At 62.3% G+C, this 22708-nt stretch carries 21 protein-coding genes; 12 read left to right on the top strand and 9 right to left on the bottom strand.

All coding sequences use genetic code 11. The features are described 5' to 3' along the window. Positions 1-29: 29 nt before the first annotated feature. Positions 30-935: a hypothetical protein gene (locus ACMGFH_RS18905; protein WP_415380094.1), complete on the bottom strand. Its 906-nt coding sequence runs from the start codon at positions 933-935 to the stop codon at positions 30-32. A 149-nt stretch (positions 936-1084) separates the two neighbouring features. Here ACMGFH_RS18905 and ACMGFH_RS18900 point away from each other — a divergent pair, with 149 nt between their 5' ends. Together ACMGFH_RS18900 and ACMGFH_RS18895 are read left to right on the top strand one after the other, a co-directional pair. Beyond that, the gene (locus tag ACMGFH_RS18900) at positions 1085-1558 is read left to right on the top strand and encodes a hypothetical protein (RefSeq protein ID WP_415380092.1); all 474 of its coding nucleotides are present in this window, start codon (positions 1085-1087) and stop codon (positions 1556-1558) included. Positions 1559-1560: 2 nt separating this feature from the next. Beyond that, positions 1561-2085 (top strand): hypothetical protein, encoded by a 525-nt coding sequence (locus ACMGFH_RS18895; protein ID WP_415380090.1) that lies wholly within the window; start codon positions 1561-1563, stop codon positions 2083-2085. A 36-nt stretch (positions 2086-2121) separates the two neighbouring features. Here ACMGFH_RS18895 and ACMGFH_RS18890 read toward each other — a convergent pair whose 3' ends face one another. The 3 genes from ACMGFH_RS18890 to ACMGFH_RS18880 all read right to left on the bottom strand — a co-directional run bounded on the left by ACMGFH_RS18890 (position 2122) and on the right by ACMGFH_RS18880 (position 5612). Next, entirely contained in the window at positions 2122-3153 is a 1032-nt protein-coding gene (locus ACMGFH_RS18890) for a glycosyltransferase family 4 protein (RefSeq protein ID WP_415380088.1), read from the bottom strand. 122 nt (positions 3154-3275) lie between these two features. After that, positions 3276-4223 (bottom strand): glycosyltransferase family 2 protein, encoded by a 948-nt coding sequence (locus tag ACMGFH_RS18885; protein ID WP_415380086.1) that lies wholly within the window; start codon positions 4221-4223, stop codon positions 3276-3278. Between the two features lie 69 nt (positions 4224-4292). Beyond that, a complete protein-coding gene (locus ACMGFH_RS18880) occupies positions 4293-5612 on the bottom strand; it encodes an O-antigen ligase family protein (protein WP_415380084.1) in 1320 nt (439 codons plus the stop codon). 89 nt (positions 5613-5701) lie between these two features. Here ACMGFH_RS18880 and ACMGFH_RS18875 point away from each other — a divergent pair, with 89 nt between their 5' ends. Further along, positions 5702-6649: a hypothetical protein gene (locus ACMGFH_RS18875; protein WP_415380083.1), complete on the top strand. Its 948-nt coding sequence runs from the start codon at positions 5702-5704 to the stop codon at positions 6647-6649. A gap of 31 nt (positions 6650-6680) precedes the next feature. Here the strand turns inward: ACMGFH_RS18875 and ACMGFH_RS18870 are convergent, their stop codons facing one another. Both ACMGFH_RS18870 and ACMGFH_RS18865 read right to left on the bottom strand, forming a co-directional pair. Further along, positions 6681-7436 (bottom strand): class I SAM-dependent methyltransferase, encoded by a 756-nt coding sequence (locus ACMGFH_RS18870; protein WP_415380081.1) that lies wholly within the window; start codon positions 7434-7436, stop codon positions 6681-6683. 104 nt (positions 7437-7540) lie between these two features. Next, positions 7541-9178 (bottom strand): hypothetical protein, encoded by a 1638-nt coding sequence (locus ACMGFH_RS18865; RefSeq protein ID WP_415380080.1) that lies wholly within the window; start codon positions 9176-9178, stop codon positions 7541-7543. Positions 9179-9344: 166 nt separating this feature from the next. Between ACMGFH_RS18865 and ACMGFH_RS18860 the strand changes: the two genes are divergently transcribed. From ACMGFH_RS18860 to ACMGFH_RS18840, 5 genes are all read left to right on the top strand, one after another. After that, positions 9345-10802, top strand: coding sequence for a glycosyltransferase family 2 protein (locus ACMGFH_RS18860; protein ID WP_415380079.1), 1458 nt, complete (start codon positions 9345-9347; stop codon positions 10800-10802). Continuing rightward, positions 10795-11550, top strand: a complete 756-nt coding sequence (locus ACMGFH_RS18855; protein WP_415380077.1) for a cytidylyltransferase domain-containing protein — start codon at positions 10795-10797, stop codon at positions 11548-11550. The genes ACMGFH_RS18860 and ACMGFH_RS18855 overlap by 8 nt, the downstream gene beginning before the upstream one ends. Positions 11551-11827: 277 nt before the next feature. Continuing rightward, complete coding sequence (locus ACMGFH_RS18850) at positions 11828-12955, top strand: N-acetylneuraminate synthase family protein (RefSeq protein WP_415380076.1); 1128 nt, start codon at positions 11828-11830, stop codon at positions 12953-12955. An 86-nt stretch (positions 12956-13041) separates the two neighbouring features. Then, positions 13042-13743 carry a cytidylyltransferase domain-containing protein gene (locus tag ACMGFH_RS18845; protein WP_415380075.1) on the top strand — a complete coding sequence of 234 codons (702 nt, stop codon included), beginning with the start codon at positions 13042-13044 and terminating at the stop codon, positions 13741-13743. A gap of 151 nt (positions 13744-13894) precedes the next feature. Then, entirely contained in the window at positions 13895-14911 is a 1017-nt protein-coding gene (locus ACMGFH_RS18840) for a Gfo/Idh/MocA family protein (protein ID WP_415380074.1), read from the top strand. A gap of 101 nt (positions 14912-15012) precedes the next feature. Here ACMGFH_RS18840 and ACMGFH_RS18835 read toward each other — a convergent pair whose 3' ends face one another. Further along, positions 15013-15651, bottom strand: a complete 639-nt coding sequence (locus ACMGFH_RS18835; protein ID WP_415380073.1) for a pseudaminic acid biosynthesis-associated methylase — start codon at positions 15649-15651, stop codon at positions 15013-15015. A 171-nt stretch (positions 15652-15822) separates the two neighbouring features. Beyond that, complete coding sequence (locus ACMGFH_RS18830; protein ID WP_415380072.1) at positions 15823-17421, bottom strand: hypothetical protein; 1599 nt, start codon at positions 17419-17421, stop codon at positions 15823-15825. A 182-nt stretch (positions 17422-17603) separates the two neighbouring features. On the opposite strand from ACMGFH_RS18830, the gene ACMGFH_RS18825 reads away from it, so the two are divergent. From ACMGFH_RS18825 to ACMGFH_RS18810, 4 genes are all read left to right on the top strand, one after another. Continuing rightward, positions 17604-18923, top strand: coding sequence for an aminotransferase class III-fold pyridoxal phosphate-dependent enzyme (locus ACMGFH_RS18825; protein WP_415380071.1), 1320 nt, complete (start codon positions 17604-17606; stop codon positions 18921-18923). A gap of 84 nt (positions 18924-19007) precedes the next feature. Continuing rightward, a complete protein-coding gene (locus ACMGFH_RS18820; protein WP_415380069.1) occupies positions 19008-19661 on the top strand; it encodes a fumarylacetoacetate hydrolase family protein in 654 nt (217 codons plus the stop codon). A 5-nt stretch (positions 19662-19666) separates the two neighbouring features. Beyond that, positions 19667-20671 carry a PseG/SpsG family protein gene (locus tag ACMGFH_RS18815; protein WP_415380068.1) on the top strand — a complete coding sequence of 335 codons (1005 nt, stop codon included), beginning with the start codon at positions 19667-19669 and terminating at the stop codon, positions 20669-20671. 71 nt (positions 20672-20742) lie between these two features. Continuing rightward, complete coding sequence (locus ACMGFH_RS18810; protein WP_415380067.1) at positions 20743-21993, top strand: methionyl-tRNA formyltransferase; 1251 nt, start codon at positions 20743-20745, stop codon at positions 21991-21993. On the opposite strand, the gene ACMGFH_RS18805 is transcribed toward ACMGFH_RS18810, so the two are convergent. Further along, complete coding sequence (locus ACMGFH_RS18805; RefSeq protein WP_415380066.1) at positions 21994-22671, bottom strand: PIG-L deacetylase family protein; 678 nt, start codon at positions 22669-22671, stop codon at positions 21994-21996. Positions 22672-22708 lie beyond the last annotated feature (37 nt).

Below are 22708 nucleotides of genomic sequence, written 5' to 3'. Positions count from 1 at the left end.
CTGAAGACCGCCGATGGGGACCGCGGTCGTTACTCCCGGTAGCCCAGCGCGCGCAGTTGCGCAGCCAGTTCCTCGCTGTCGACCTCGGCGTCCTTGTCGGTCTCAGGCATCTTCGCGACGATTTCCTTGCGGGGGCCGTTCTCCGACACGAACCAGGGAACGTCCAGCAACTCGTCAATGTAGACGCCAGCGTGGTGGCCGTAGTCGGTGACGGGGATCGGTCGCATTCGCTCGCCGAGCATCTCGCCGTGGTCAGCGGTGACAATGGTCTTACCCGGGAGCTCGGCAAGTAAAACTTCGACCTCTTCGAGAACGATCTCCAAGTTCTCTCGGTACGCGCGCAAGAGCTCCTCCCGTGAGGGGTTACTCTGTTTAACGGTGTCGATGAGCCCGCGGCCGGCGTCGAACCGCTCCCGACCGTACGGTCCGATGTATGGCTGGTGGGGCTGGAGGTAGTGGACCATCAAGCGCTTGTTCGGGTATTGTTTGTGGGCGGCAAGCGCGTGTTCTGTGACCGTCTCGGGGTGGGTCGTCAGTCCCTCACCGGCGTCGCGCTTGTCGTCCTCGTGGAGGCCGATGAACGCGTGGACTTCGGCGTCGATCTCCTCTCTGAGGTAGGGGTAGTAGACGTTCGCGGAGACGTATACGACATCGTGGAGGGTCCGACCGGTGAAGTTTCCCCTGACGAACTCCGAACTGGTCGCCCCACGCGAGCGCACTTTCGAGAGGTCGCCCCGCAGATCACAGGCCCGCTCGAACTCGTCGTAGCGGCAGGCATCGAGGATCAGGAGGTTATCCCAGTCGGCCGCAAAGACATCGATCCCCTTCGGGTTGTGATCGCGAAGGTTGAACCGGTGGGTCCAGAGTCGGTTTGCCTCCCTGGCGAACCACTCCGGATTGTCCAAAGCAGTCTGCAAGTCCGAGAGGGAATACATACTCGTCTTAGCAGTGATACCGCTAAAAAGCGTGACGGTCCATGCTGCATACTCCGGTGATCCGCGGCCTGTCGCCCCTGTATTGGCAGGGTTCGAACCGCACGACCGATACCGAAACGTACAGAAGCATCCCGATAAACGGGGTGAGCATGCACGCGGCCGTCCGTGTCGGTGTGGCCCTGGTGCTGGTCGCCAGCGTGTTCGGGCTCGGCATCCACTACAGTGCCAACCGGAGCGCTCACTGGGAATACCCGATGGACGAGGAGCTCGCTGAGCGCCCCAGCGCGTATGCCGGCGAGCAGGTGTTCATGCAGGGCGAAGTCGTCTCTATCGATTCGACAAACGCCACGGGACAGGTTAGGTCCACCTACGCCGGCGGTGCAGTCACGGTCACGGTCAGGGGGTTCGACGCCGACGTCCGGCCCGGCGGCGTCGTTCAGGTGTACGGCGTGTTCCGGCCCGACGATGTGGTTGACGCCGAAACCGTCCGCGTCGTCAACCCCGCACGGACATCGGAGCGTTACAAGTACGCCGTCTCCGCGGTCGGGGCGCTCCTCGTCATTGCCCTCTTTTTCCGGAACTGGCGCATCGATCCCGGAACGCTGACGTTCGAGGTGCGATAGCCGTGGCGGACCTGCTCACTCACGTTCTCATCCCATATGTCGTCCTAACCTTCGCGAGTTGGCGCGTGGACATCCCTCAAAGATGGATCGTCGTCGCCATGTGCGGGGCCGTGATGCCCGACCTCGTGAAGGCAAGGATCGTAGTGTTCGGCGTTTTCGGCTTCCGGTCGGTGTTCGGCGTCGACCTGGCGTTCGCCGGCTTCAGCCGTCTGGGCGGCGTGCTCCTGGTGGCCGGCGCAGTGGCCGTGTTTTTCGGCTCCCGGTGGCGACAGGCCTACGCCTTCCTCGTCTTCGGCGGGCTGTCGTCGCTGCTGGTCGACGGGCTGCGCGTCTACGCAGACGGACACGCCGACTTCTACCTCTACCCCTTCACCTGGTGGCGCCCGCCAACGCCGAGCCTCTACATCACGTCCGACCCGCGCGTGCTTGCGACGGTGCTGACGGTGAGCGTCACCGTATTCTTCGCGGACCGCTACCGGCGACGGGGCCAACTCCTGCTAGACAGCGGGGCGTCTGCCGCCGAGTGAGCGCAGATCGCTCCGCGGCGGCGACCGGTTACCTCGTCATTCGCACAGGATGTCGTCGTAGACTGCGGCGTACTCGCGGGCGGTCCGTTCGATCCGGAACGCCTCAGCCCGTTCGGCACTTGCGTCGCCGAGTTGCGCCGCCAGGTCGGGCATAGTGAGCACGTCGCCGAGTTGCGACCCGAACGCCGCGGGGTCGGTCGGATCGACGAGGGCTGCGGCCTCGCCGAGCACCTCGTGGAAGACCGGAATGTCGCTCGCGACGACGGGGAGGCCGGCGGCCATCGCCTCCACTGCGGCGACGCAAAACCCCTCTGCGCGGGAAGCGACTGCGAACGCGTCCGCCCCGGCGTACAATTCGTAGACGCACTCGCGGGGCACCGACCCCACGAACCGGACGGCATCCTTAATGTCGAGGTCGGCCACGAGTGATTCGACCGCCGGACGGCGCGGACCGTCGCCTGCGAGCACGAGCTGTGCGTCGGGAACGTCTGTCAGCGTCTGTGCGAACGCTCGAACCAGTGTCTCATGGTTCTTGACCGGCGCGAACCGCGCCGCACAGACCACTGCTGGTCCGTCGCCGAGGTCCGCAGGCGTCGCCGCCCGGACGCGCTCTGTGTCGACGCCGTTGTGGACGACCCTCGTCGGCGTTCGAGTCGCCCGCAGTAGTATCCGTTCGGCACGTCCGAACGAATCGAGCGTCGTCTGGGAGTTCCCGACGACGACCGACGCCAGTGGGAGTGTCGGTCCGTTTACAAGGTTCTGAAGCGTGGTCATTGAGTCGTGGGCGCGGTGCTCAGTGTCGACCATCCGCGTCCGGGCAGCAGCTCCGAGGACGCGCCCGGCCGACCCGAGGAAGTTGTCGTGAGTGTGGATAACATCGACCCGGCGACCGCGCAACAGCGCCCACAGCGCGCGGAACGCGGCAGTGTCGAATCGTGAATCCGCGCCGAGAGTCACGACGTCGACCGCTTCGAGTCCCGGCACGTCCGACGGTTGGTCGTCGTCGTAGAACGCGACGACCGTCACGTCAGTGTCGGTCTCGCGCGCCAGGACAACTGCGAGTTCCATGGGGATTGACGTCGCCGAGACTGACCCTACCAGGAACAGGACCGACGCCATGTCCGTGTGGTTGGGCGGTCAATGGTTAGTCATTGTGATAGCGAACAATGGGATAGCGACCCGCCACGCGGTCACGACTCACCGCTCGTGGCGAGTGACCGTTTGAGTCGCCGGGCACCCTCGTAGACGCGTTCGCCGCCAAGGGCGGCTAGAAGGTGAGGGTAAACGCCGGGCTGGAACGGGTCCAGTGCCACGGCCCGGAGGAGGTGACGCCGGCCTGCAGCGCACTGGCCGTTTGCGAGCGCGGCGTAGCCGAGTTCGTGGGCCAGGTGGCCCCGGAACCGCCGGTGGAAGAGGCGACCGTATTCGGCGGCAACCGGGCCGTACTTCTCGGCAAACAGCGGGGCGGACGTTTCTGCTTTGGTCACGTAGTTCCGGCTGATCTGGTTGCCCTCGTTGTGCCGGACGACTAGCGGGTCGGGAACTGCAGCAAAGCGCGTCACTTCCGCAAGGCGGACGTAGTACTCCCAGTCCTGCCAAGATGGAAAGCGCTCGTCGAGCGGCCCGGTCTTCGCGAGTGCGTCGGCCCCGGCAAGTAGAACAGAGAACGACCCGACGACGTTGCCGAACAGGAGCCGCTTTCGCAGGTTGCCTTCGTGCTTGGCGGGCGAGACAGCGTTGGTTTCACCCGTCGCGTCGACCTGTTCGATCCCGGTGTAGACGGCCTGAACCGACTCGTCGGTTTCGCGGTAGCGGGCGACCTGCTGCTCGAGCTTCTTCGGGCGCCACTCGTCGTCGTCGTCGAGGAAAGCAACGAGGTCCCCGTCAGCGGCTCCGATCCCGGTGTTGCGGGCGGCGCTGGCGCCTTGGTTCTCCTCGTGGCGGACGACTTCAACGCCGGCGAATATCGATATGTCGACGTCGGTGAGGGTGTCCGCAACCGGCTGGGGCGAGCAGTCGTCGACGACGACGAGTTCGATCGGGTCGTAGGTCTGTGCGGCGACGCTCCTGACGGCCCGTGCGACGGTTCCATCGGTGTCGTAGGCGGGAACGACGGCACTCACGAGCGGTGTCGACACACTACCACGGTTCGCTACCGACCCAGTTAAATACTCGATTTTCCGGGTACCGACGGACGACCCCATAAGTCAGTCCGCGGGGTTCGAGTCGCGGTCGGGATTCCCGTACTCCACAGGTCTGTCGATATCGGCGTCGCGGTCGCTCGTCGAACCGGCTGCGTCGGGCGCGTACGAACCGACGAGGATGAGCGTAAACAGGACATACGTCGCGATAGCGGTCTGGTAACCGAAGGCGTTGGCGGCGACGAACCACACGGCGAACAGAGTCATCCAGAGACGTGAAAGCGTCCGGTCGCGCTGGAGGAGGTTACGGAGGACGACAACAAGTAACGCCCCGTAGACGAGAAGTCCGACCAATCCCAGGTCGACCCCGACGGAGACAAATGTGTTGTGCGGGGAGTGCTGGCGACCGAAGTACGGGATCATAGCGGGCTTGAACCCAGCGCTTCCCACTCCGAGGAGAGGATGCTGGCGGAACACGTCGAGACCAGCCAGCCAGAAGCGCATCCGGCCGTCGCCCTGCAGATTCTTAACGATCGCTGTCGGGAGAGTTGCCAAACGGCTGTATGTGGCTGCCGAGATCGACTGGAGTACTATCGTTGCAGCGACGGCGCCGGCGGTGAGAAACGCCCAGCGGTGCCGTCGGAACATCGGGTGTTCGAAGCCGTAGGCGACGATGAAGACGACCGCAGGCACGAACGCGATGAGGCCACCTCGAGAGGCGGTAGCGAAAACAGCTGCAGATCCGAGGACGGTATAGAGGAAATTGAATATGGTTAGCGCAGTCCCGCCCGGCGCGTCTTCGGACTGGGTGAGATACCAGGCGACGGGTACCGTCAGCGCGAGGAACGCTGCGGTGCTGTTGGGCCCGTATCCAATCGCCGAGAGGCGGTTGTACGCCTCGTAGCGCTGCACGACGCCGAAGACTGCTTTGATACCTACTGTCGTGAGCAGGGTCAAACCGCCGAACGCCCATGCCTGGAGGGCGAAGAACAGTTCCCGGCGCGTTCGGAGCGTGTCCCACAGCGCGAGGAGAAATCCTGTGAAGTAGACGTACCGGATCGACCGACTTAACGCCCGCCCCGGGTCGATTGCCCACAGTACCGAAATCAGATTCAGACAAGCGAAGACCACGAACACGAGGTGGAGCGCGTTCGGCGAGCGCGTCGTCCCGGTTAGCAGTACCTTCACCGCCCACATCAAGCCGAAGAGCGCACCCACGTAGATGCCAATGCTAACGGTCCCGAACGGGAAGAGTGCGTTACGCCACGGCATGGTAAAGACGACCGCGAGACCGAGCCAGAAACACGCTATCGTGAGCACTCTCGTGGTATCCCTCGGCGCCTCCGCTCCCTGCTTCTCCAAGTCATTCCAGGAGCCGGTCGCCATATCTGGACACTTGTGTGGTCCACAGTAAACCCTTCTCTCGCGCCCGACGGTCACAAGCTATTAATGCGATTGTCGGAAACATCGAACCGGTGAAGCTACGCCGGTCCCTTCGGGCAGTTCGAGCGAGCGCGACAGACCGTGACTGGTGGCGTGACGTCGCGATCCCTCATCTCCTCCGGACGACATACTACCGGCTCACCCACCGCGGGATCCGCGTACTCGAGGAAGACTGGGACAACCTAGTGGTGCTCGATGCCTGCCGTTACGATATGCTCACTGAAACCGGCTGGCACGCAGATCGGCTAGAGTCTCGCCGCTCGCGAGGGTCCAACACTCCTGAATTCCTGAAAGAGAACTTCGTCGACCGGGACCTGCTCGATACGGTCTACGTCACTGGCAACCCACAGGTTGATGTCCACCTTGATGGGGAGTGTTATCAAGTGGTGAGCGTCTGGGAGTCCGCCTGGGACGAACAGCTGGGGACGGTCCCGCCCGCCCCAGTGACCGAAGCGGCCATCGACGCCTACGAGCAGTACCCCGACAAGCGAATCGTTGTCCACTACATGCAACCACACTACCCGTTCGTCGGTGAAACTGCCCGTGCGGCGATCGGCGAGCAGTCCGGGGCCGAACTCTCCCGGCGCCTCGCCGACGGCAAGGTGGACCCTGACCGCGACCACGCCACCGTCTGGGAACGTCTCCAGGCAGGCGAACTCGACCACGAAACAGTTTGGAGCGCCTACGTCGAGAACCTCGAACTCGTCCTCCCTCACATCGAGACCCTCCTAGAGGCGTTTACCGGCCGGACCGTCGTGACTTCCGACCACGGCAACATGGCTGGCGAGCGCGTCGGTCCTCTCCCGTTTCGCCTGTATGGCCACCCCTATGGCATCTACACGCCCGAACTGGTCGAGGTGCCGTGGCTGATTTTCGAGCGAGGTGAGCGCAAGCAAGTGACCGCTGGCGAGCGGTCGCGGGCCGACGAGTCGATCGGGGACGACGCCGACCGACGACTGGAGGCACTCGGGTACAAGTGAACGTATGCTTTGGGGAGTCGACGGGCTCGATTCAGACTGTGGTCTTCGCCTCGATGATCTGGAAGCGACGCACCGAGGGGATCAGAGACGAGACACATCGTCCGATATCTCCCGAGAGACCGCGGTGTGACCCGTCCCAGTGCCAGTTGGCGTAGTCCACATCGACGGGTTCGAACCCGGTATTCCGGAGGAAGGTTTCGACCTGATCGGTCGAATACTCCCGGACGTGGCCCATATGACCGAGTGTCCGGAGTTTCGCGAACTCGTGGTAGGGCTCGTCGTAGGCGTTGCCTCGGAGGTACCGGTAGACGTGCCCAATGAAGTAGAGGTTCGGCGTCGTCAACAGCAGGGTCCCGCCGGGTACGAGCACGCGTTCGATCTCTTCGAGGGTATGGATCGGGTCTACGCGCAGGTGCTCGAACACCTCGCTAAAAAGGACGAAATCGAAGGTAACGTCCGGGAAAGGGAACTCGTTGCGCTCGATGTCGCACTGGCGGATGTCAAGTCCGTGCTCGGCGATGAACGTGTCGAACCGCTTGGGGTCAATGTCGAGACCAACGACATCGTATCCCAGTGCGTCCATCCCGAATGTGAGGTGACAGGGGATCGAACCGACCTCGAGGACACGGTCGACGCACTCGGGGTCGGGCAACCGCCGGAGGATGTCGACGTAGTACCCGCGATGGCTCTCGAAGTACTCGCCCGCCCAGTCGTCAAGGTCCTCGTCAGGGGAGAACGGCCGGGTTTCGGCGAGTGCGTCGATGGCCGCGACCGCGTCGTTCGTCATGAAATCCGCTTGCAAACAGACCATAGTAAGAATGTCGGTCCGGGAATAGTCGGTCGGATCCCTGGCCCCAGGATCCACAGTTTCGAGCGTGTGTCGACCTCCACTCAGAGCGGTCGGACAACCGGTTCGCCGGCGAGCACTTGGTCGATAATGAAGTCGACGTGTTCGTTCCCGGGTGTTAGATCTTCGTGTTCAACAGGGAGCGCGTGAACGCTCCCAAAGTCGTCTTTCGAACTCGTCTCATAGACGCGATACGGAATGTGCTTGCGGACCCACAGCAAGTGGGCGTATCGCCGGGCGCGTGTCTGCATTTCGTCGGTCATCCCAACGTTGTCGATGTTCCGGAGTATCTCTAGATACGCCTCTCGGTTCTCTGGGTCTATCGTGAAACCGTTACCACGGTAGTGGACGTCGGCGGCGACGACCGCCGGGATCCCGTCGATGGCCATTTCCAGTGCGAGGTTGGTGCTGTAGACGACGCCGACATCAAGGTCGCCCATCAGTTCGTAGGGACTGACGTCCGTGTCCGGCGGGAGCAACTCGATGCGGTCGACGATGTCTGGGTGTTCGCTTTCGAGCCAACGGTCCACCCGGCGGTTGGACTCGCGCATTGCTTCGGCGGGGTGTGGTTTCATTACGACGTGGACATCCTCACGTCTGGCGAGAACCGACAATGTCCGGACAACCCACTCGTAGGGGTCGGCAAACGTGATCGCTTTCGAGGCCAGTGAGGCGTCCCACATGAGATTCGAGAAGACGCCGACAGTGAGTCCGTCCCCGCTCCCGGCCTCAACTGACACCTCCGAGTTGCTGGCGTAGTGATACCGTATCTCTGAACCGTCGCGTCGGCCCGCCATGATCTCTTCTACCTCTGCGTCCTGCCCGTCGCTCAGCGGGCGGTCGAGTACTTCGTCGAGGTAGTCTTGGTCGGTGTACGTCGGTAGTGGTGTCTCCTCATCGAAGTATCCGACGAGCAGTGTCCGGTCACGCTTGCCACCCATAATCGTGACCGCCTGAAGCCCCTGTTCTCTGGCGGTCGCCAGTGGAACGCCGCCGTAGATATACGCCGGGTGATTCCCAACAATCCGGGTCGCGCCCGTCTCTTTGATGAGGGCGGCAGTCGCGTCGACAAGGTGTGCGCCCCCGTCAAGGAGCCCCTCGTAGAGCGCCCGGGTCTCCGGGTCCGAAAGGTCGATTTCGTTCATCTTGAGGTGATTACGTGTCGACGCGACCGCGAAATCAGAGAGATCAACTCCTCTATATGTGATGTCGAACGGGTCCGCAAGGTCGTCAACCTCCACCGTTGCGTTGTGGTCGGCTCCCGGTAACTCGCTCAGCGTAACGGGGTCGTACCCGAACGCTTCGAAGAGCCGCCGTCCGGTGTGCGTACAGACCTCACACCTCGCGTCGTCGTGGCCATCGCGGCGTTTTTTCATGCACATCGAGAGGCTCGAGTCACAGAGCAGGAAGACGGGCTCGTACCCCCGGACGCGAAAAGCGTGAGCCAGCGTACAGACCATGTAGTTGCGGACCGGTGCCCGTCCCTGGACGACCGGATAAACGATCCGCCCCTTGGGTTCGCCCTTGTACTCGAACTGGCGGATCGCCGGGTCGACGATTTCGTGTTCATCGGTAATCCGGTCGATAACTCGGTCGATCACCGCCTCACGCTGACCGAGGGCTGACGCGACGGGCAGCATCCCTTCTATGGCCCACCACTTCAGGTCGTGTCGCGTCGGCATGATCACGGGGTAGTTAGGAGCCGGATATAACCCTTTCACATTCGATACTGTATCGTCAAACTCGCGAACCCACTCCAATGACTGATTGGCCCGTGTACCCCTCTACCGTCGGCTCGGAGAAACGACAGCTATACTTTCGTGGCCAGAAGACCACAACGGAAGACGAATGTCCTCGCCGAAAGTCAGCATCGTCGTCACTGCACACAACTACGCCGAGTACCTCAAGGCCTGTCTCGACAGTGCGGTCTCCCAGACCTATGACGACTACGAGGTGGTCGTGGTCGACGATGGCTCTACCGACGAGACACCCGATATCTTACGGGAGTATACCTACGAGTACCCCGACCTCTTCACGGTGGTTAGGCTCTCAGGCGAGGGACTCCCCACCGCGGCCAACGCCGGGATCGACGCCGCTGAGGGAGAGTACGTCGTCAGACTCGACGCCGACGACTACTTTGACGAGAACATCCTGACGGTGCTGGCGAGCTACCTCGACGCCAATCCCGACGTCAACCTGGTCTACCCCGACTACTACACGTTCGACGATGGGGAAGAGATCATTAACCATGTGCGGCTCCCGCAAGTTGGCGAGGAACTCAAGCTTTTGAACAGGAGCCCACTCGCGGCCGGCGCGATGTACCGCAAGTCCGCTTGGGAGCAACTGGAGGGGTACAACGAGTCTCTAGACTATCAGGAGGACTACGACTTCTGGATCCGTTTCATCTCGGAGTTCGAGGTCAAGAACGTAAACCTCCCACTGATGTACTACCGCCAGCACGGCGACAGCATGTCGACAAACCTGAGCGGGCGCCTTGACGCCCGCCGGTCGGTCAAACGTGAGTTCGTCGAGACGAACCTGGCCGAGGACCTCGAGTCCCGGGATGTCCTCGCGGTGATCCCGGCCCGTGAGGAACGCCGCGTGGACGCCCCGAACGGGGTCAAAGACCCGCTCAACGGACAGCCACTTGCGTTGTACGAACTGAACGGGCGCCCGCTCATCAAGTACACGATCGAGGCAGCCAGAGACGCTGACCGCGTCGACAGAGTCACCGTCTCGACGGAGAGCGAGGCCATCGCGGAAGCGGCCCGTGAAGCGGGCGCCGAGGTTCCAGCGTTGCGCCCGGACCGACTAGCTGACCCACACGTTCAGCTTCCCGAGGTCATCGAGAACCATCTGGACATCATCGCCGCGAGCGACGCCTACGAACCCGATGTCGTCGCGGTCCTGCCGTACGTCACACCCTTGCGCACAGCCGGCCACGTCGATGAGGCGGTCGACACGATGCAGATCTTTTCGGTCGACTCCGTGATTTCGGTTGAACAGAACAAGAAGTTCCTATGGCAACCCGGGAAATTCGGGCTCGAACCCCTCTTCGAGGAGCGACTCCTCCGCGAGGAGAAAGAAGGACTCTACCAAGAGAATGGCGCTGTCTACGTGACCAGACCGTCGGTCGTCCGTAACCGGTCAGAGATCACCGGTGAGCACGTCGGCCACGTCCTGATGCAGCGACACACGTCGGTGCACGTCGACTCCTGGATCGATCTCAAACTGTGCGAGCAGGTCCTCGAGACGGCGACCGAGACCGGGACACCAGTAAACACACTCACAGAGGACGATGACTAAGGTCCTCGCCGTCATCCCAGCACGTGGCGGTTCCAAGGGCGTCCCTGGGAAGAACCTGCGACTGCTCGACGGCAAGCCGCTGGTCGCCCACCAGATCGAGGCGGCACTAGATGCCGAGACCGTCGACGAGGTCATTGTCTCGACCGATGACGACGAGATTGCCGACGCGGCCCGGGAAGCAGGCGCAGCGGTCCCGTTCATGCGGCCACCGGACCTCGCCGCCGACGACGTACCGGTCATCGCTGCCTTCGCTCACGCCGCCGAGTACTGGCGGGAAGAACACGGGGCGCCCGCCTACACCCTGGGACTCCAGCCCACCTCGCCGTTCACCACGGGTGCGGAGATCGACAGCGCGGTCGAGAAGATTCAGGAGACGGGATGTGACTCGGTCGTCAGCGTCGAGCGCGTGACCGAGACCCATCCGTATCGTGCATATCGGCTGGAGGACGACCGCGTGAAGCCGATCGAGGGGCTGACGGTGACGGCAGCGGAACAACGTCAGGATCGTTTAGATGTGTACGGGTTCACCGGCGCGATATACCTCCGCCGGACGGAGTTGCTCTTAACGTGGGACGGGACCGACTTCGGACTCGGCGAAGACGTGCGCGCGGTCGTCCAGTCTGGACGGTCGACGGTCGAGATCGACACCGAGTTCCAGCTCGAACTCGCCCGCGCTCTGGTAGCTTACGATGGGATCGAGGCTGAGTTTCCGACCGGCGTCGAACCGCCGGCGACGTTCGACCAGTAGGTCAAGTCCGCGTCGGGCGCATTCACTGTCGCTGCCGGCGGCAACGACGGCGAAATTATTGACAATAAAACTAGGGATATCGCCCAGTGGACCATCCCGAGTGCATGGTTGTCTCAGCCGTCAACGACAACAATATCTTCTTTACGAACACCAACACTAGAAAATCAAGTTCTCGTACACGGTCAAGGGAACGTGCGACGGCTACGAGAACAAGCAGGTAGTCCGGGACGAACTGACGGTCGGCGTTAAGCGATCTAGCGAGTTCACCGAGGGCCCCGTGATCGCGGTAATCGAGGACTCCGCTAGCGGTCCGTATGTGCCTCTTGTAGAGGGGTCCCGACGGCACCGCTCCGTTGTCGCGACTTTTAAGCCCCGGCCCCTGTTTCGTCGAGACATGAGTTTCCGCGGAGACACACCGTACATCATCGCCGAGGTCGGTGGCAACCACGGCGGCGATGTCGAGACTGCGAAACGCTACCTCAAGGCGGCCGCGGAGGCGGGCGCCGACGCGGTCAAGTTCCAGCTCTACCGGGCCGAGACGCTTATTATCGAGGACGCAGACCCACTCCCGCTGGCCAGCGATGACGTCGACTCTCAGTTCCAGCGGTTCCGCAACCTCCAGCTCACCGAAGCGGAGTGGCGCGAACTCTCGGCGCTGGCCGATGACCACGATGTCGATTTCGCCGCGAGTGCGTTCGACCGAGAACTTGCCAATCTGACTGCCGAACTTGCTCCCTTCATCAAGGTCGCTTCAGGCGAGGTGACGAACATCCCCTTCCTCCGGCATCTCAACGACCTTGGGGAACCAGTCGTCATGTCGACGGGATTCGCGACGATGGACGAAATCCGGACAGCCGTCGCACAACTGCCCGACGTCGACCTCACGCTCCTACACTGCGTGGGGTCGTATCCGACGCCCGACGAACAGGCCCACCTAGAACTGATGGACGTGCTCGCCGAGGAGTTCGACGTGCCGGTAGGCTACTCCGACCATACAATCGGCGTCCGTGCACCCCTCGCAGCCGTCGCCCGCGGTGCGACCGTGATCGAGAAACACTTTACGCTGGACAAGTCAAAAGACGTCGGCGACCACCGACTCTCCGCGAATCCTGAGGAGATGGCGACGATCGTCGAGGAGAGCGAACGCGTCGCCGCGATGGTCAACGACTGGGATCGCGAGACCTACCTACCGGTAGAGGAGGAGATCCGTACCGACATGCGGCGCAGCCTCGCGGTTTCCGAACCGGTTTCTGCGGGCGATCGTCTGACCGAGGATGTGCTCACGGCATTGCGGCCCGCAACGGGCATCGACCCGCGTCGGATCGACGACGTGGTCGGCGCCCGCGCGAGGATCGACCTCGGCGCGAACTCGCTTCTGACCGAGAACGACGTCGATCTTTCCTGACAGCCCGGTTCCGGGGCGGCACACGGCTCAGCCGACCCATCCCGGACACCGACAGAGTGATTGTGTGCGTGGAGAAAGTGGCGGCCATGGAGCCACGGTCACTCTGTGTGATCCCCGCCCGGGGCGGCTCGAAGCGTCTCGAGCGCAAGAACGTCAAACCGCTGGCCGGGAAGCCGATGATCGCGTACACGATCGAGGCGGCACTCGACAGCGGCGTTTTCGACACGGTCATCGTCTCGACGGAGGACGAAGAGATCGCCACCGTCTCCGAGGAGTACGGCGCGACGGTGCCCTTCGAGCGGCCCGCCGAACTGGCGTCGGACACCGCGCAGGTGGTCGACGTCGTCGACCACGCGCTGGAGTACTACGACGAGCGGGGCGAGGAGTTCACGGAACTGGGCGCCCTGTTGCCGACCTCGCCGCTCCGATCGGCGACGGACCTGCGCGGGGCCGCCGACCGCTTTCGCGACCACGAGGAGGCGGAGTTTCTGATGTGCGTCACGGAGTACCAGTTCTCACCGTTCGAGGCGCTCGTCGAACGCGACGGCTGGCTTGAGGAGTACTGGGATGAGGATTCGTTTTATGGGACGCGGAGCCAAGAGCGCCCCGATCTCGTCGTCGACAACGGGGCCGCCTATCTCATGGACGTCGAGGCTTACCGACGTGAGCGTATTTTCTACGGCGAGAAGCTCATTCCTCATTACATGCCGCCCGAACGTTCGGTCGACGTGGACGAACGGTTCGACTTCGAGTTCGCTGAGTTCCTGCTCGAACGGCGAACCGAGTAGAACCTCCCGTGGACGATGCCGATACGGACATATGCGACCCCGACGAACCTCGACGTATGTGTCGCCGGTTCCGTGACCGATTGACCGAAACCGATACGCTCGATCGATCACCCTTCGAGTTTGCGTTTATCTGGTTCCGGAGGTGGTCCGTGTGAGACACGTCCTCGTAGTCGGATGTGGCTCGATCGGGTCCCGTCACGTCGGAAATCTCGTGGAATCGTTCGACGTCGAGGTTAGCGTCTGTGACGTCGACGAACGACAGGTGGCCGCCCTGAGTGACGAGTACGGGGTCACGTCGACGACTGACCTCGACGAAGCGCTTGACGCCGCTCCCGACGCAGTCCTCGTGTGTACTCCGCCGACCAGTCACGTCGATATCGCTCGCAAGGCGATTGACGCTGGCGCACACGTTTTTGTGGAGAAACCGGTCGCAGCAGACAGCGAGAGGGCGGCAGAACTGGCCGAACGAGTTCGGGAGGCTGACCGTGTCGGTCTGGTCGGCTGTAATATGCGGTTTCACCCGCCTGTCGCCCGGATCACCGACTGGCTCACGGCGGGCGAGATCGGTCGACTCGAGTACGCGCGTCTTCGGTACGGGAACTATCTCCCGAACTGGCGGCCGGATGACTACACCGAATCGTATAGCACCGACCCCGAACAGGGCGGTGGGATCGTTCTCGACGCCATTCACGAACTCGACCTCGCGTCGTGGTGGTTAGGGCGCCCCGGCACCGTCACGAGTGCGACCGGCACCTACAGCGATCTGGCGCTTGACGTCGAGGATACCGCGGAGATCCTGATCGAACGTGAGGATGAGACGGCGATGGCGTCGGTCCATCTCGATTATCTCCGACCCGTCCGAGCGCGGACGTACGAGCTCATCGGAACCGAGGGGATGATCCGGTGGGACGCCGAGGGAAAGAACCCGGAGGAATCGACGGTGTGGCTCTACGACACCGAGACGAACCAGCGCGAGACTGAAACGTACGCCTCGACGTTTGAGGAGATGTACGTGGCAGAACTCGACCACTTCTTTTCGTGTATCGATGGCGAGGCGGAGCCAGTGGTCGATATCGCCGATGGACAGCGTCTCGTGGAACTCGCGGAACAGATCCGGGCTGCGGCGGCGGACGGCCGCACACGAACAGTCATGCGAGCCCGTGAGTGATCCACGCTAACAGCGGGATTCAGTCACATGTGGGCGAGACATCGGTCACGCGCGCCGCAACGCGATGTCGGGGCAACGCCAGGACGGTTGCGATGCGATCACTACGAGTGTTTCAACAGATACATTACGTCTCTGTTGTCGGAATCAGGGTACTCCAGATACTCGGTGGCCACTAATTCCAAGTCGGTCTCAACCTCGAAGCGCTCGGGGAAGTCCGTTTTCCAGAGCAAGTTCTCGTGGTCCCTGTAGTCGATCTCGACGTACTCCTCGGCGTAGTACTCATAGCCCCAGACGTACGTGTCTGCACACCGCGCTATTTCTCTCATTGCACTGTCGATGTCCGATGGGGGGACGTGGATGAGTGTTCCGGACGTGAAAACGAGATCGAAGAAATTTGTTTTAAATGGGATGTCGAGGACGTCCCCCTCAATGACGTTCAGCTCCGGTGACTTTCTGTGGGTCTCTCGTATCACGTATTCCATCACGTCGATTCCATACAGCGATTCGAACCCGAGTTCGCGGAGTGCCTTCAATTGAACGCCGGTATTACACCCCACTTCGAGGACACGTGCATCCGTCTCGATTTCGCCCAGGAATTGTTCGTTGAGGGCTGTCCGGGTCTGCCCGAACTTCTGTTGATACTGATTGTCGAGCTCCTCAACGGTGTCGGGATTACGTTCCGTCCACTCCTTCCCGAACTCGCCGTCCCACGTGCCGGCCGGGTCGGTCCCGCCTGTCATAGTTCTGGGATGCAGTGGCTTTGGTATAGGTGTTTAGTTTCCGTGGTCGGGGGCCGCGTTTCGATACCCGACCGGCGTGGTACGAGTCGGCTTCCGGGTGCAGGGTCCGCTTCCGGTTGTGCGCACCGGGGGTCTGCGTCGACGCGTGAATATCCAGTGCGATGGTGTGGGTCACTGGACGACGGGTTCGTCGGCGACGATACGCTCAACGATCGTATCGAACGTCGGGTTCCCGGGGGTGAGGTCGTCGTGCGAAACCGGTCTGAGCTCGCCGAGTCCGTACCCTGTGACAGAATGAAACGGGAAGTCCAGTTGCTTTCTGACGAACACGAGATGTGCGTAACGACGGGCCCGGTCACGCATCTCGTCAGTGACGGTCAGTTCTTCCGTGTGGTCGATAAACGACGTGTATTCGTCGAACGTGGTCGGGTCAAACGTGAACCCGAGATCACGGTAGTGTGTCATACCCGCCACGACTACCGGATAGCCATAGTACGCCATCTCTAACCCGACTGTCGAGTTGTACACCAGCCCTCCGTCGAGGTCTTCGATCAACTCGTAGGTGTCGACATCCGTATCGGGTCGCAACAGGTCGACGTTCGACGGGAGGGGTGCTAGATTCTTCTGGACCCAGTCGTACATACTCTCGTTTGTCCGCCCAACCTCGCCGGGGTGTGGCTTGATCACGAGGCGGGTCTCCTCGTCCCCGTCGACGTGGTCGATCGTTTCCCTCACCCAGTCGAAAATGTCGTCGAAGACGATCTGTTCGATCTCCAGCGCGGCGTCCCACAGGACGTTCGTGAACAGTCCCAGCGTCGTCTCGTCGTCGGCCGCCTCGATTGACCGGTCGGCCCCTTTCGTGTAGTGTACACGTGACTCGGTTCCGTCTTGACGCCCCTCCATGATTCGGTCTATCTCTCTGGCCTCCGCCTCTGTGAGTGGTTCTTCGAGGACCTCCTGGACGTAGTCGTAGTCGGTGTAGATCTGATTCGTGTGTCTGTTAGTCATGTCCCCGAAGTTGATCTTCCCGGACCTGTATCCCGAGGAAGCGTACGTGCGAGCGGGGATTCCTCGCTGGGCAGCCACTTCGAGAAGCATCCCTTCGTACATGTATACCGGGCGCGACCCTATCACGTAGTCTATCTCTAGGGTATCGAGTAGTTCGGTCATCGCGTCAACGAGCATGACGGCGTTTTCGACCAGTCGGCGATACATTTCGCCCTCGTCGGGGTCATCGAAGTCGATATGGTATCGCTTCAGTACCTGTCGGGTCGACGCGAGAGCAAACTCCGATACCTCAATCCCGTCCTGAACGCGGTCCCGTGCCGACTCGACGTTCTCTATCGCCGGCGGCTGGTAGTCGTCTGGGAGTACCTTGCTGACCGTCAGATGGTCGTATCCGAACTGGCTGAGGATGCGGTCGCCCTTGTAGTGGCACTTTCGACAGGTCGAGGGGTCGTCGCTTCGCTGCGCCCGTCGCGGGCAGAAACTCAGGCAGCCGTCACAGAGGAGAAACACGGGTTCGTATCCCCGCGTTCGAAAGGCGTGGCCGAGAATCGACGAAATGTACGTCCACGCGTGCTTGCCTCCCTCTATCAGCGGGAACAGCACACGGCCTTTTCTGTCTTCGTCGGCCAGCGTATAGGAGGTGATCCTGTCGTCGATGTCCAGTTCAATATCGTTTCCGAAGAGATCGTAGTACGCGTAGAGGAGTTGACGGTCAACGCCGGTCTTCGTGGCCAGATTGATGACCCTGGCTCGATGATCCATGTATTCAATCTCATTTGAACCACGCTAATTAAGCCCATCGCTATCCCCAGATTATGTTTTTGACAGTAGTCGGCGCCCGGGTAACCGTTTCTGAGACCCGAACGATTGAGCGGGATCGAGGTGCCGTCTGGTGGGGAATGCGATACGCATATGTAAGTCACTGGCACATCTTTGCTCAGAGGATGACCGACGACCCAGACAGATATCGGCGGTCGAAAGAGCTGAAACGACGGGCCGAACGAGTCATACCGGTCGGGACACAGACGTTCACGAAATCTGCGGGGTACCGCGTCGGTGACGACGCGCCGTTCTTCCTGCAGCGCGGGTCCGGATCGCACGTCTTCGACGTTGACGGAAACGAGTACGTCGACTTCATCATGGGGCTTGGGCCCGTCACAGTCGGATACGCCGACGAACGAGTCAACCGCATCGTCCGAGATCAGCTCGAGGACGGCGTGTTGCTCTCGCAGCCACACCCCCGGGAAGTCGACCTGTCCGAACGGATCTGTGAACTCGTTCCCGCCGCAGAGATGGTGCGGTTCGGCAAGAACGGATCGGATGCCACGTCAGCTGCCGTCCGCCTTGCCCGGGCGTACACCGGCCGTGACAGGATTGCAAAGTGCGGCTATCACGGCTGGCAGGACTGGTCCATTGCAGACACTGATAACGACAGCGGAATTCCAGATAGCGTGCAACCGTACACGCAGTCCTGGAAATACAACGACTTGGAGGACCTCAAGACACTGTTCGACGAGTACGACGACATCGCGGCCGTCATCATGGAGCCCATGGAGACCGAGGGACCGGACCCCGACTTCCTGGCTGGCGTCAAGGAAATCGCCCACGACAACGGCGCGCTGTTGATTTTCGACGAGGTTATCACTGGCTTCCGGTTTTCCTTGGGCGGCGCGCAGGAACACTTCGGTGTGACACCCGATCTCGCCGCCTTCGGAAAGGGGATTGCGAACGGGTTCCCGCTGTCCGTGCTCGTCGGTCGTGCCGACGTCATGCGTGAACTCAAGGACGTCTTCTTTTCGTTCACCTACGGCGGTGAACTCGCCTCGCTCGCCGCTGCAGAGGCCACCCTCGACGTCCTGGAGAACGAAAACGTGATCGACCACATGTGGGATCTGGGAGAGACACTACAAACTCGGACGGAGACACTCGTTGAGCGACACGCACTCGCCGACCACGTCGAAATGAAAGGTCTCGAACCGTGGCCAGTTCTTGACTTCGAGGGCGGGGCCAATGACCCGGACGATTACGACCTCGCGCTGAAGAGCCTCTTCCAGCGCGAGGTCGTCAACCGAGGTGTCCTGTTCAACGGAAACCACTTCTTCTGTGACGCACACACGAGCGATGACATAGAGCGGACGCTGGACGTGTACGACGCCGCATTCGAGACGTTGTCCGACGCGATACGGGATGACGAGGTGTACGAACGACTCGACGGCGAGATGATCAGTCCGGCGTTCCGACGGACGAGACACGACGGCTCCTGACGAGGGAGTTCGCTGTCGCGTGTGCCGTCCCTCCCGAATCGTCCGTGCGGAAAGAATTATACCGGACGGAGATCTGATACCAGCATGAACCTGCCAGTTGACTCGATCGGGACGTTCGTCGCTCTCGGTGGGACGTTTCACACCCACCTCGACGAGAAAGAACGCGCATATCGATGGCCCGACCTGTGGATCGTCCCCGATACGGCCGTGATCCCGGACGGGGATCCTATCCGCATTCCCGACAGCGTCGAAGATATCAAACCGGGGAGCGAACTCACGGCGGTCATCGGCGAAACGATCCAGGACGCCGACGAAACGGAGGCCTGGGAGGCGATCAAGGGGTTCACCGTCTCCAACGACGTGACCGCCTCGGGCGACTGGCCCGGTTGGTCGGATCCCGACCACGGGATGATCACTGGCGTCGGGTACAAACTCCTGCCGACGTTTTCACCGATCCTGACCGAGTACGTCCCCAAGCGCGATCTGGTGGAGTACGAAGACCTCGAAGTGGCCGTCCACGTCGACGACGAACTGGCCGTCGAGGGGACGACGGCGCTACTCGCGTTCTCAATCCCCGAACTCGTCTCGTTCGCCAGCAAGATCGTTCCGCTCGAGGAGAACGACGTCGTCGCGCTCGGGGATCCCGGCCGCCCGTCGAAGTTTCTCGACGACGCGGAGTCCGTTACCTGTCGCGTCGCGGAAGTCGGGACGCTCACGAACCCCGTCGAACGGACGTAAGTCCGATGGAGGTCACTGTTCGGGCAGACGGTGGCCCGGAGATCGGCTACGGTCACCTCGTTCGAACTGGGGCGCTGGCGGCGGAACTGGTCGCTCGTGGTCACGCGGTCACGTTCGCGACGGCGACGGCGACGGCCGCCCGCGAGATCTGCCCGGGTATCGCCGTCCTCGAACTCCCCGACCGCCACCGTCCGGGCCCGTTCGTCGACTGGGTGGCGACCCACGAGCCGGACGTCGTCTTCACCGACGCCTACCCGGTCGGCACGGCGTATCAACGCGCAGTCCGCGACCACGCGCCGCTCGTGGTCTGGCAGGACGACGCTCGGCACGCGGTCTGTGCGGACGCGTTCATCAACGGAAACCTCTACGCCCAGGACCTCGCATACAAGTTCCGTGGGGCGGAGCCGCGAACGTATCTCGGGATGGACTACGTCCTCCTGCGGGAGGCGATCAGGGAACGGGCCGCGAGACAGCCCCCGTGGCGCGCGCGCGCCGAACGCGCGCTCGTCTCGATGGGTGGCAGCGATGTCGCCGAAGTGACGCCCGACGTCGTTCGAGCCTTCGACGGTTTGTCGATCGAAGTGGACGTTGTTGTCGGTCCGGGGTTTTCCGCCAGTCAGGAGACAGCGGTTCGCGACGCGGCACGTACGGCGGCCGGTGACGTCCGTGTCCACTGTGACCCTGACGCGATGGCCGAGTTGCTGTTCGAGGCGGATCTCGCGGTCAGTACGGCCAGTACGACGACATACGAACTGCTCGCGCTCGGAACGCCGATCGTGAGTCTCCCGGTCGCGGACAATCAGGAGCCGATCGCCGAGGCGCTCCGGCGACGGGACGTGGCGCTCGTCCTTGACCGCGGCGCCGAGACCGACCAGTGTCGGCGCGCGGTCGAGCGATACTTGACGGACAGCGATCTCCGCCGCGAGTACCGGGAACGCGGGCGGTCGCTCGTTGACGGCCGCGGCGTCGAGCGAACCGCAGACGTGATACGCTCGGCCGCCGACGCCTGACCTATGTCCCTAACTAGTTCTGTGTCCCCTTCGGCCGGGGGTTGGCACGCTTCTACCGGAGGTTCGGTATAATGCGAACGGTCGTTGTCGGCAATCGGAAACTCGCGCGGCACGTTCTCCGGCAGGCGCTCGCCGGGGACTGGGACGTCGTCGGGGTGGTCGTCCCCGAGGGACGTCTCGCCAAGAGCCAGGCGAATTTCGTTCCGTTCGACGCGCTCGTCGCCGGGACCGACTGCGTCCTCCACGAGACAAGCGATATCAACAGCAGCGGAACCGTCGAATGGCTCCGTGACCGCGACCCCGACGTCTGTCTCTGCGGAGGGTGGTCCCAGATCATCGACGAATCGGTTCTCAACGTCCCGTCCGAGGGATTCCTTGGCTTCCATTCGAGTCGGCTCCCCGAGGGTCGTGGTGGTGCGCCGGTCAACTGGGCCCTCATCGACGGCAGTGACGAGGTGTGGATCTCGCTGTTTTACTACGACACGGAGGTCGACGCTGGCGACGTCGTCGCGCAGGGGTCGGTCCCGGTCGAACCGCGCGACGACGTGGCGACCGTGTTCGACGCGCTGGCCGTCGAGGCGTGTCGCCTCCTCTCGGGGGTGTACCCGAAATTGGCCGCCGACGCTGTACGTGCCGACCCACAGTCGCTCGCCGACGCCACCTACCGGCCACGACGCCAGCCACAGGACGGGATCATCGATTGGAGCCGGGGCCCCACAGCGCAGTACGACTGGGTTCGAGCACAGACTGACCCCTATCCAGGGGCGTACACATTCGACGACGGAACGCGCCTAACGGTCTGGGAGAGCACGCCCATCGAGGGATCGACTCCGGACATGGCGCCGGGGACGGTAGTCGACATCGTGGACGGCGCTGGACTCGATGTCGCGACGGGCGACGGCGTGCTCAGACTGGTCCAGGTCCAGCCGGGACGTAGCCCACCACGGTGGGGCGACCAGTACGCGCGCGAGATGAACCTGTCAGAAGGTGACGCATTCGGTCGCGAGCAGGCACCGGCCGCGTGGCTCTACACCGGGATCCGCGGACCGAAACGACCGACAGCGTTCCAGACGAACCTGATGCCAGGCAAGACCGGTGCAGTCGATGTCGTCGCCTTCTCGGGGTCGAGCCACGACCTCGATGTGTCGGTCTCACTCGACGACCGTGTCCTCTTCCGGCGTTCCGTGACGGTCGCTCCCGAGTATCGTCGTCGCGTTGAGTACGCCTCCTCAGAACCAGAGACGCGGACACTCACCGTTGCGTTCGACCGGGACGGTGAGCGCGTCGATACCCGGCACCTCAAACTGTTCGTCGGCGAGTAGTCACCGCCGGACTTCTCGGAGTACTTCGAACGGTTCAGCCGCTGAGATACCTGCCTTTGCTCCCCACACCCGGGCGTTGTCCCGCACAGTTTCGATGTTTCGTGGGTGGGGTCGGTCTCGCAACTCTCCTTCGTAGACTGACAGAGCGTCCACTTTCGTCTCGAGGTGCCCGGTGACGTCCACGAACGACGTCGGTTGGAACGCGTTTCCTGATTCCGGGACAGCCCACTCGGAGGCAGAGAGTGTTTCGAAAGCGAGGACACGGTCGACGCTGCTCTCGGGGAGGGGACGCGCCGCGGTGAGGGTTGCCCGACATGTGAGTTCGTGGTCAACGTTGAGATCGCCGTAGTGATGTGTATAGACGACCCTGGGGTCGTGGTCTTCGAGTTCGGTTTCGACCGTCTGGACGAGGTCCAGCAACGGGACGGTATCGAAACTGTTGTCCGGGAACCCGTAGCAGCTCATGGTCGCTCCGAGCGTCTCACAGGCTCGCCGGGCGCGGTCACGGCGACGCTCTATTTCGTCGTCTGCGGCGCTCTCGTCGTCGTACCGAGAAGTGACTCCGTCCGAGAGGATGCAAACGTGAACGTCTTCGCCCACCGCCGCGTGTCTCGCGAGCGTTCCGCCGACGCCGAGAACCTCGTCGTCAGGATGTGCGACAATACAGAGAACCGACATACTCACGCCTTGTCGGCGTCGGCGCATAAAGTATCGG

Origin of the sequence: Halosimplex rarum (assembly GCF_047715405.1) — an archaeon.
GTDB lineage: Archaea > Halobacteriota > Halobacteria > Halobacteriales > Haloarculaceae > Halosimplex > Halosimplex rarum.
The sequence above is the reverse complement of the archived record's forward strand: the minus strand, read 5'-3'. Positions and strand labels throughout refer to the sequence as shown.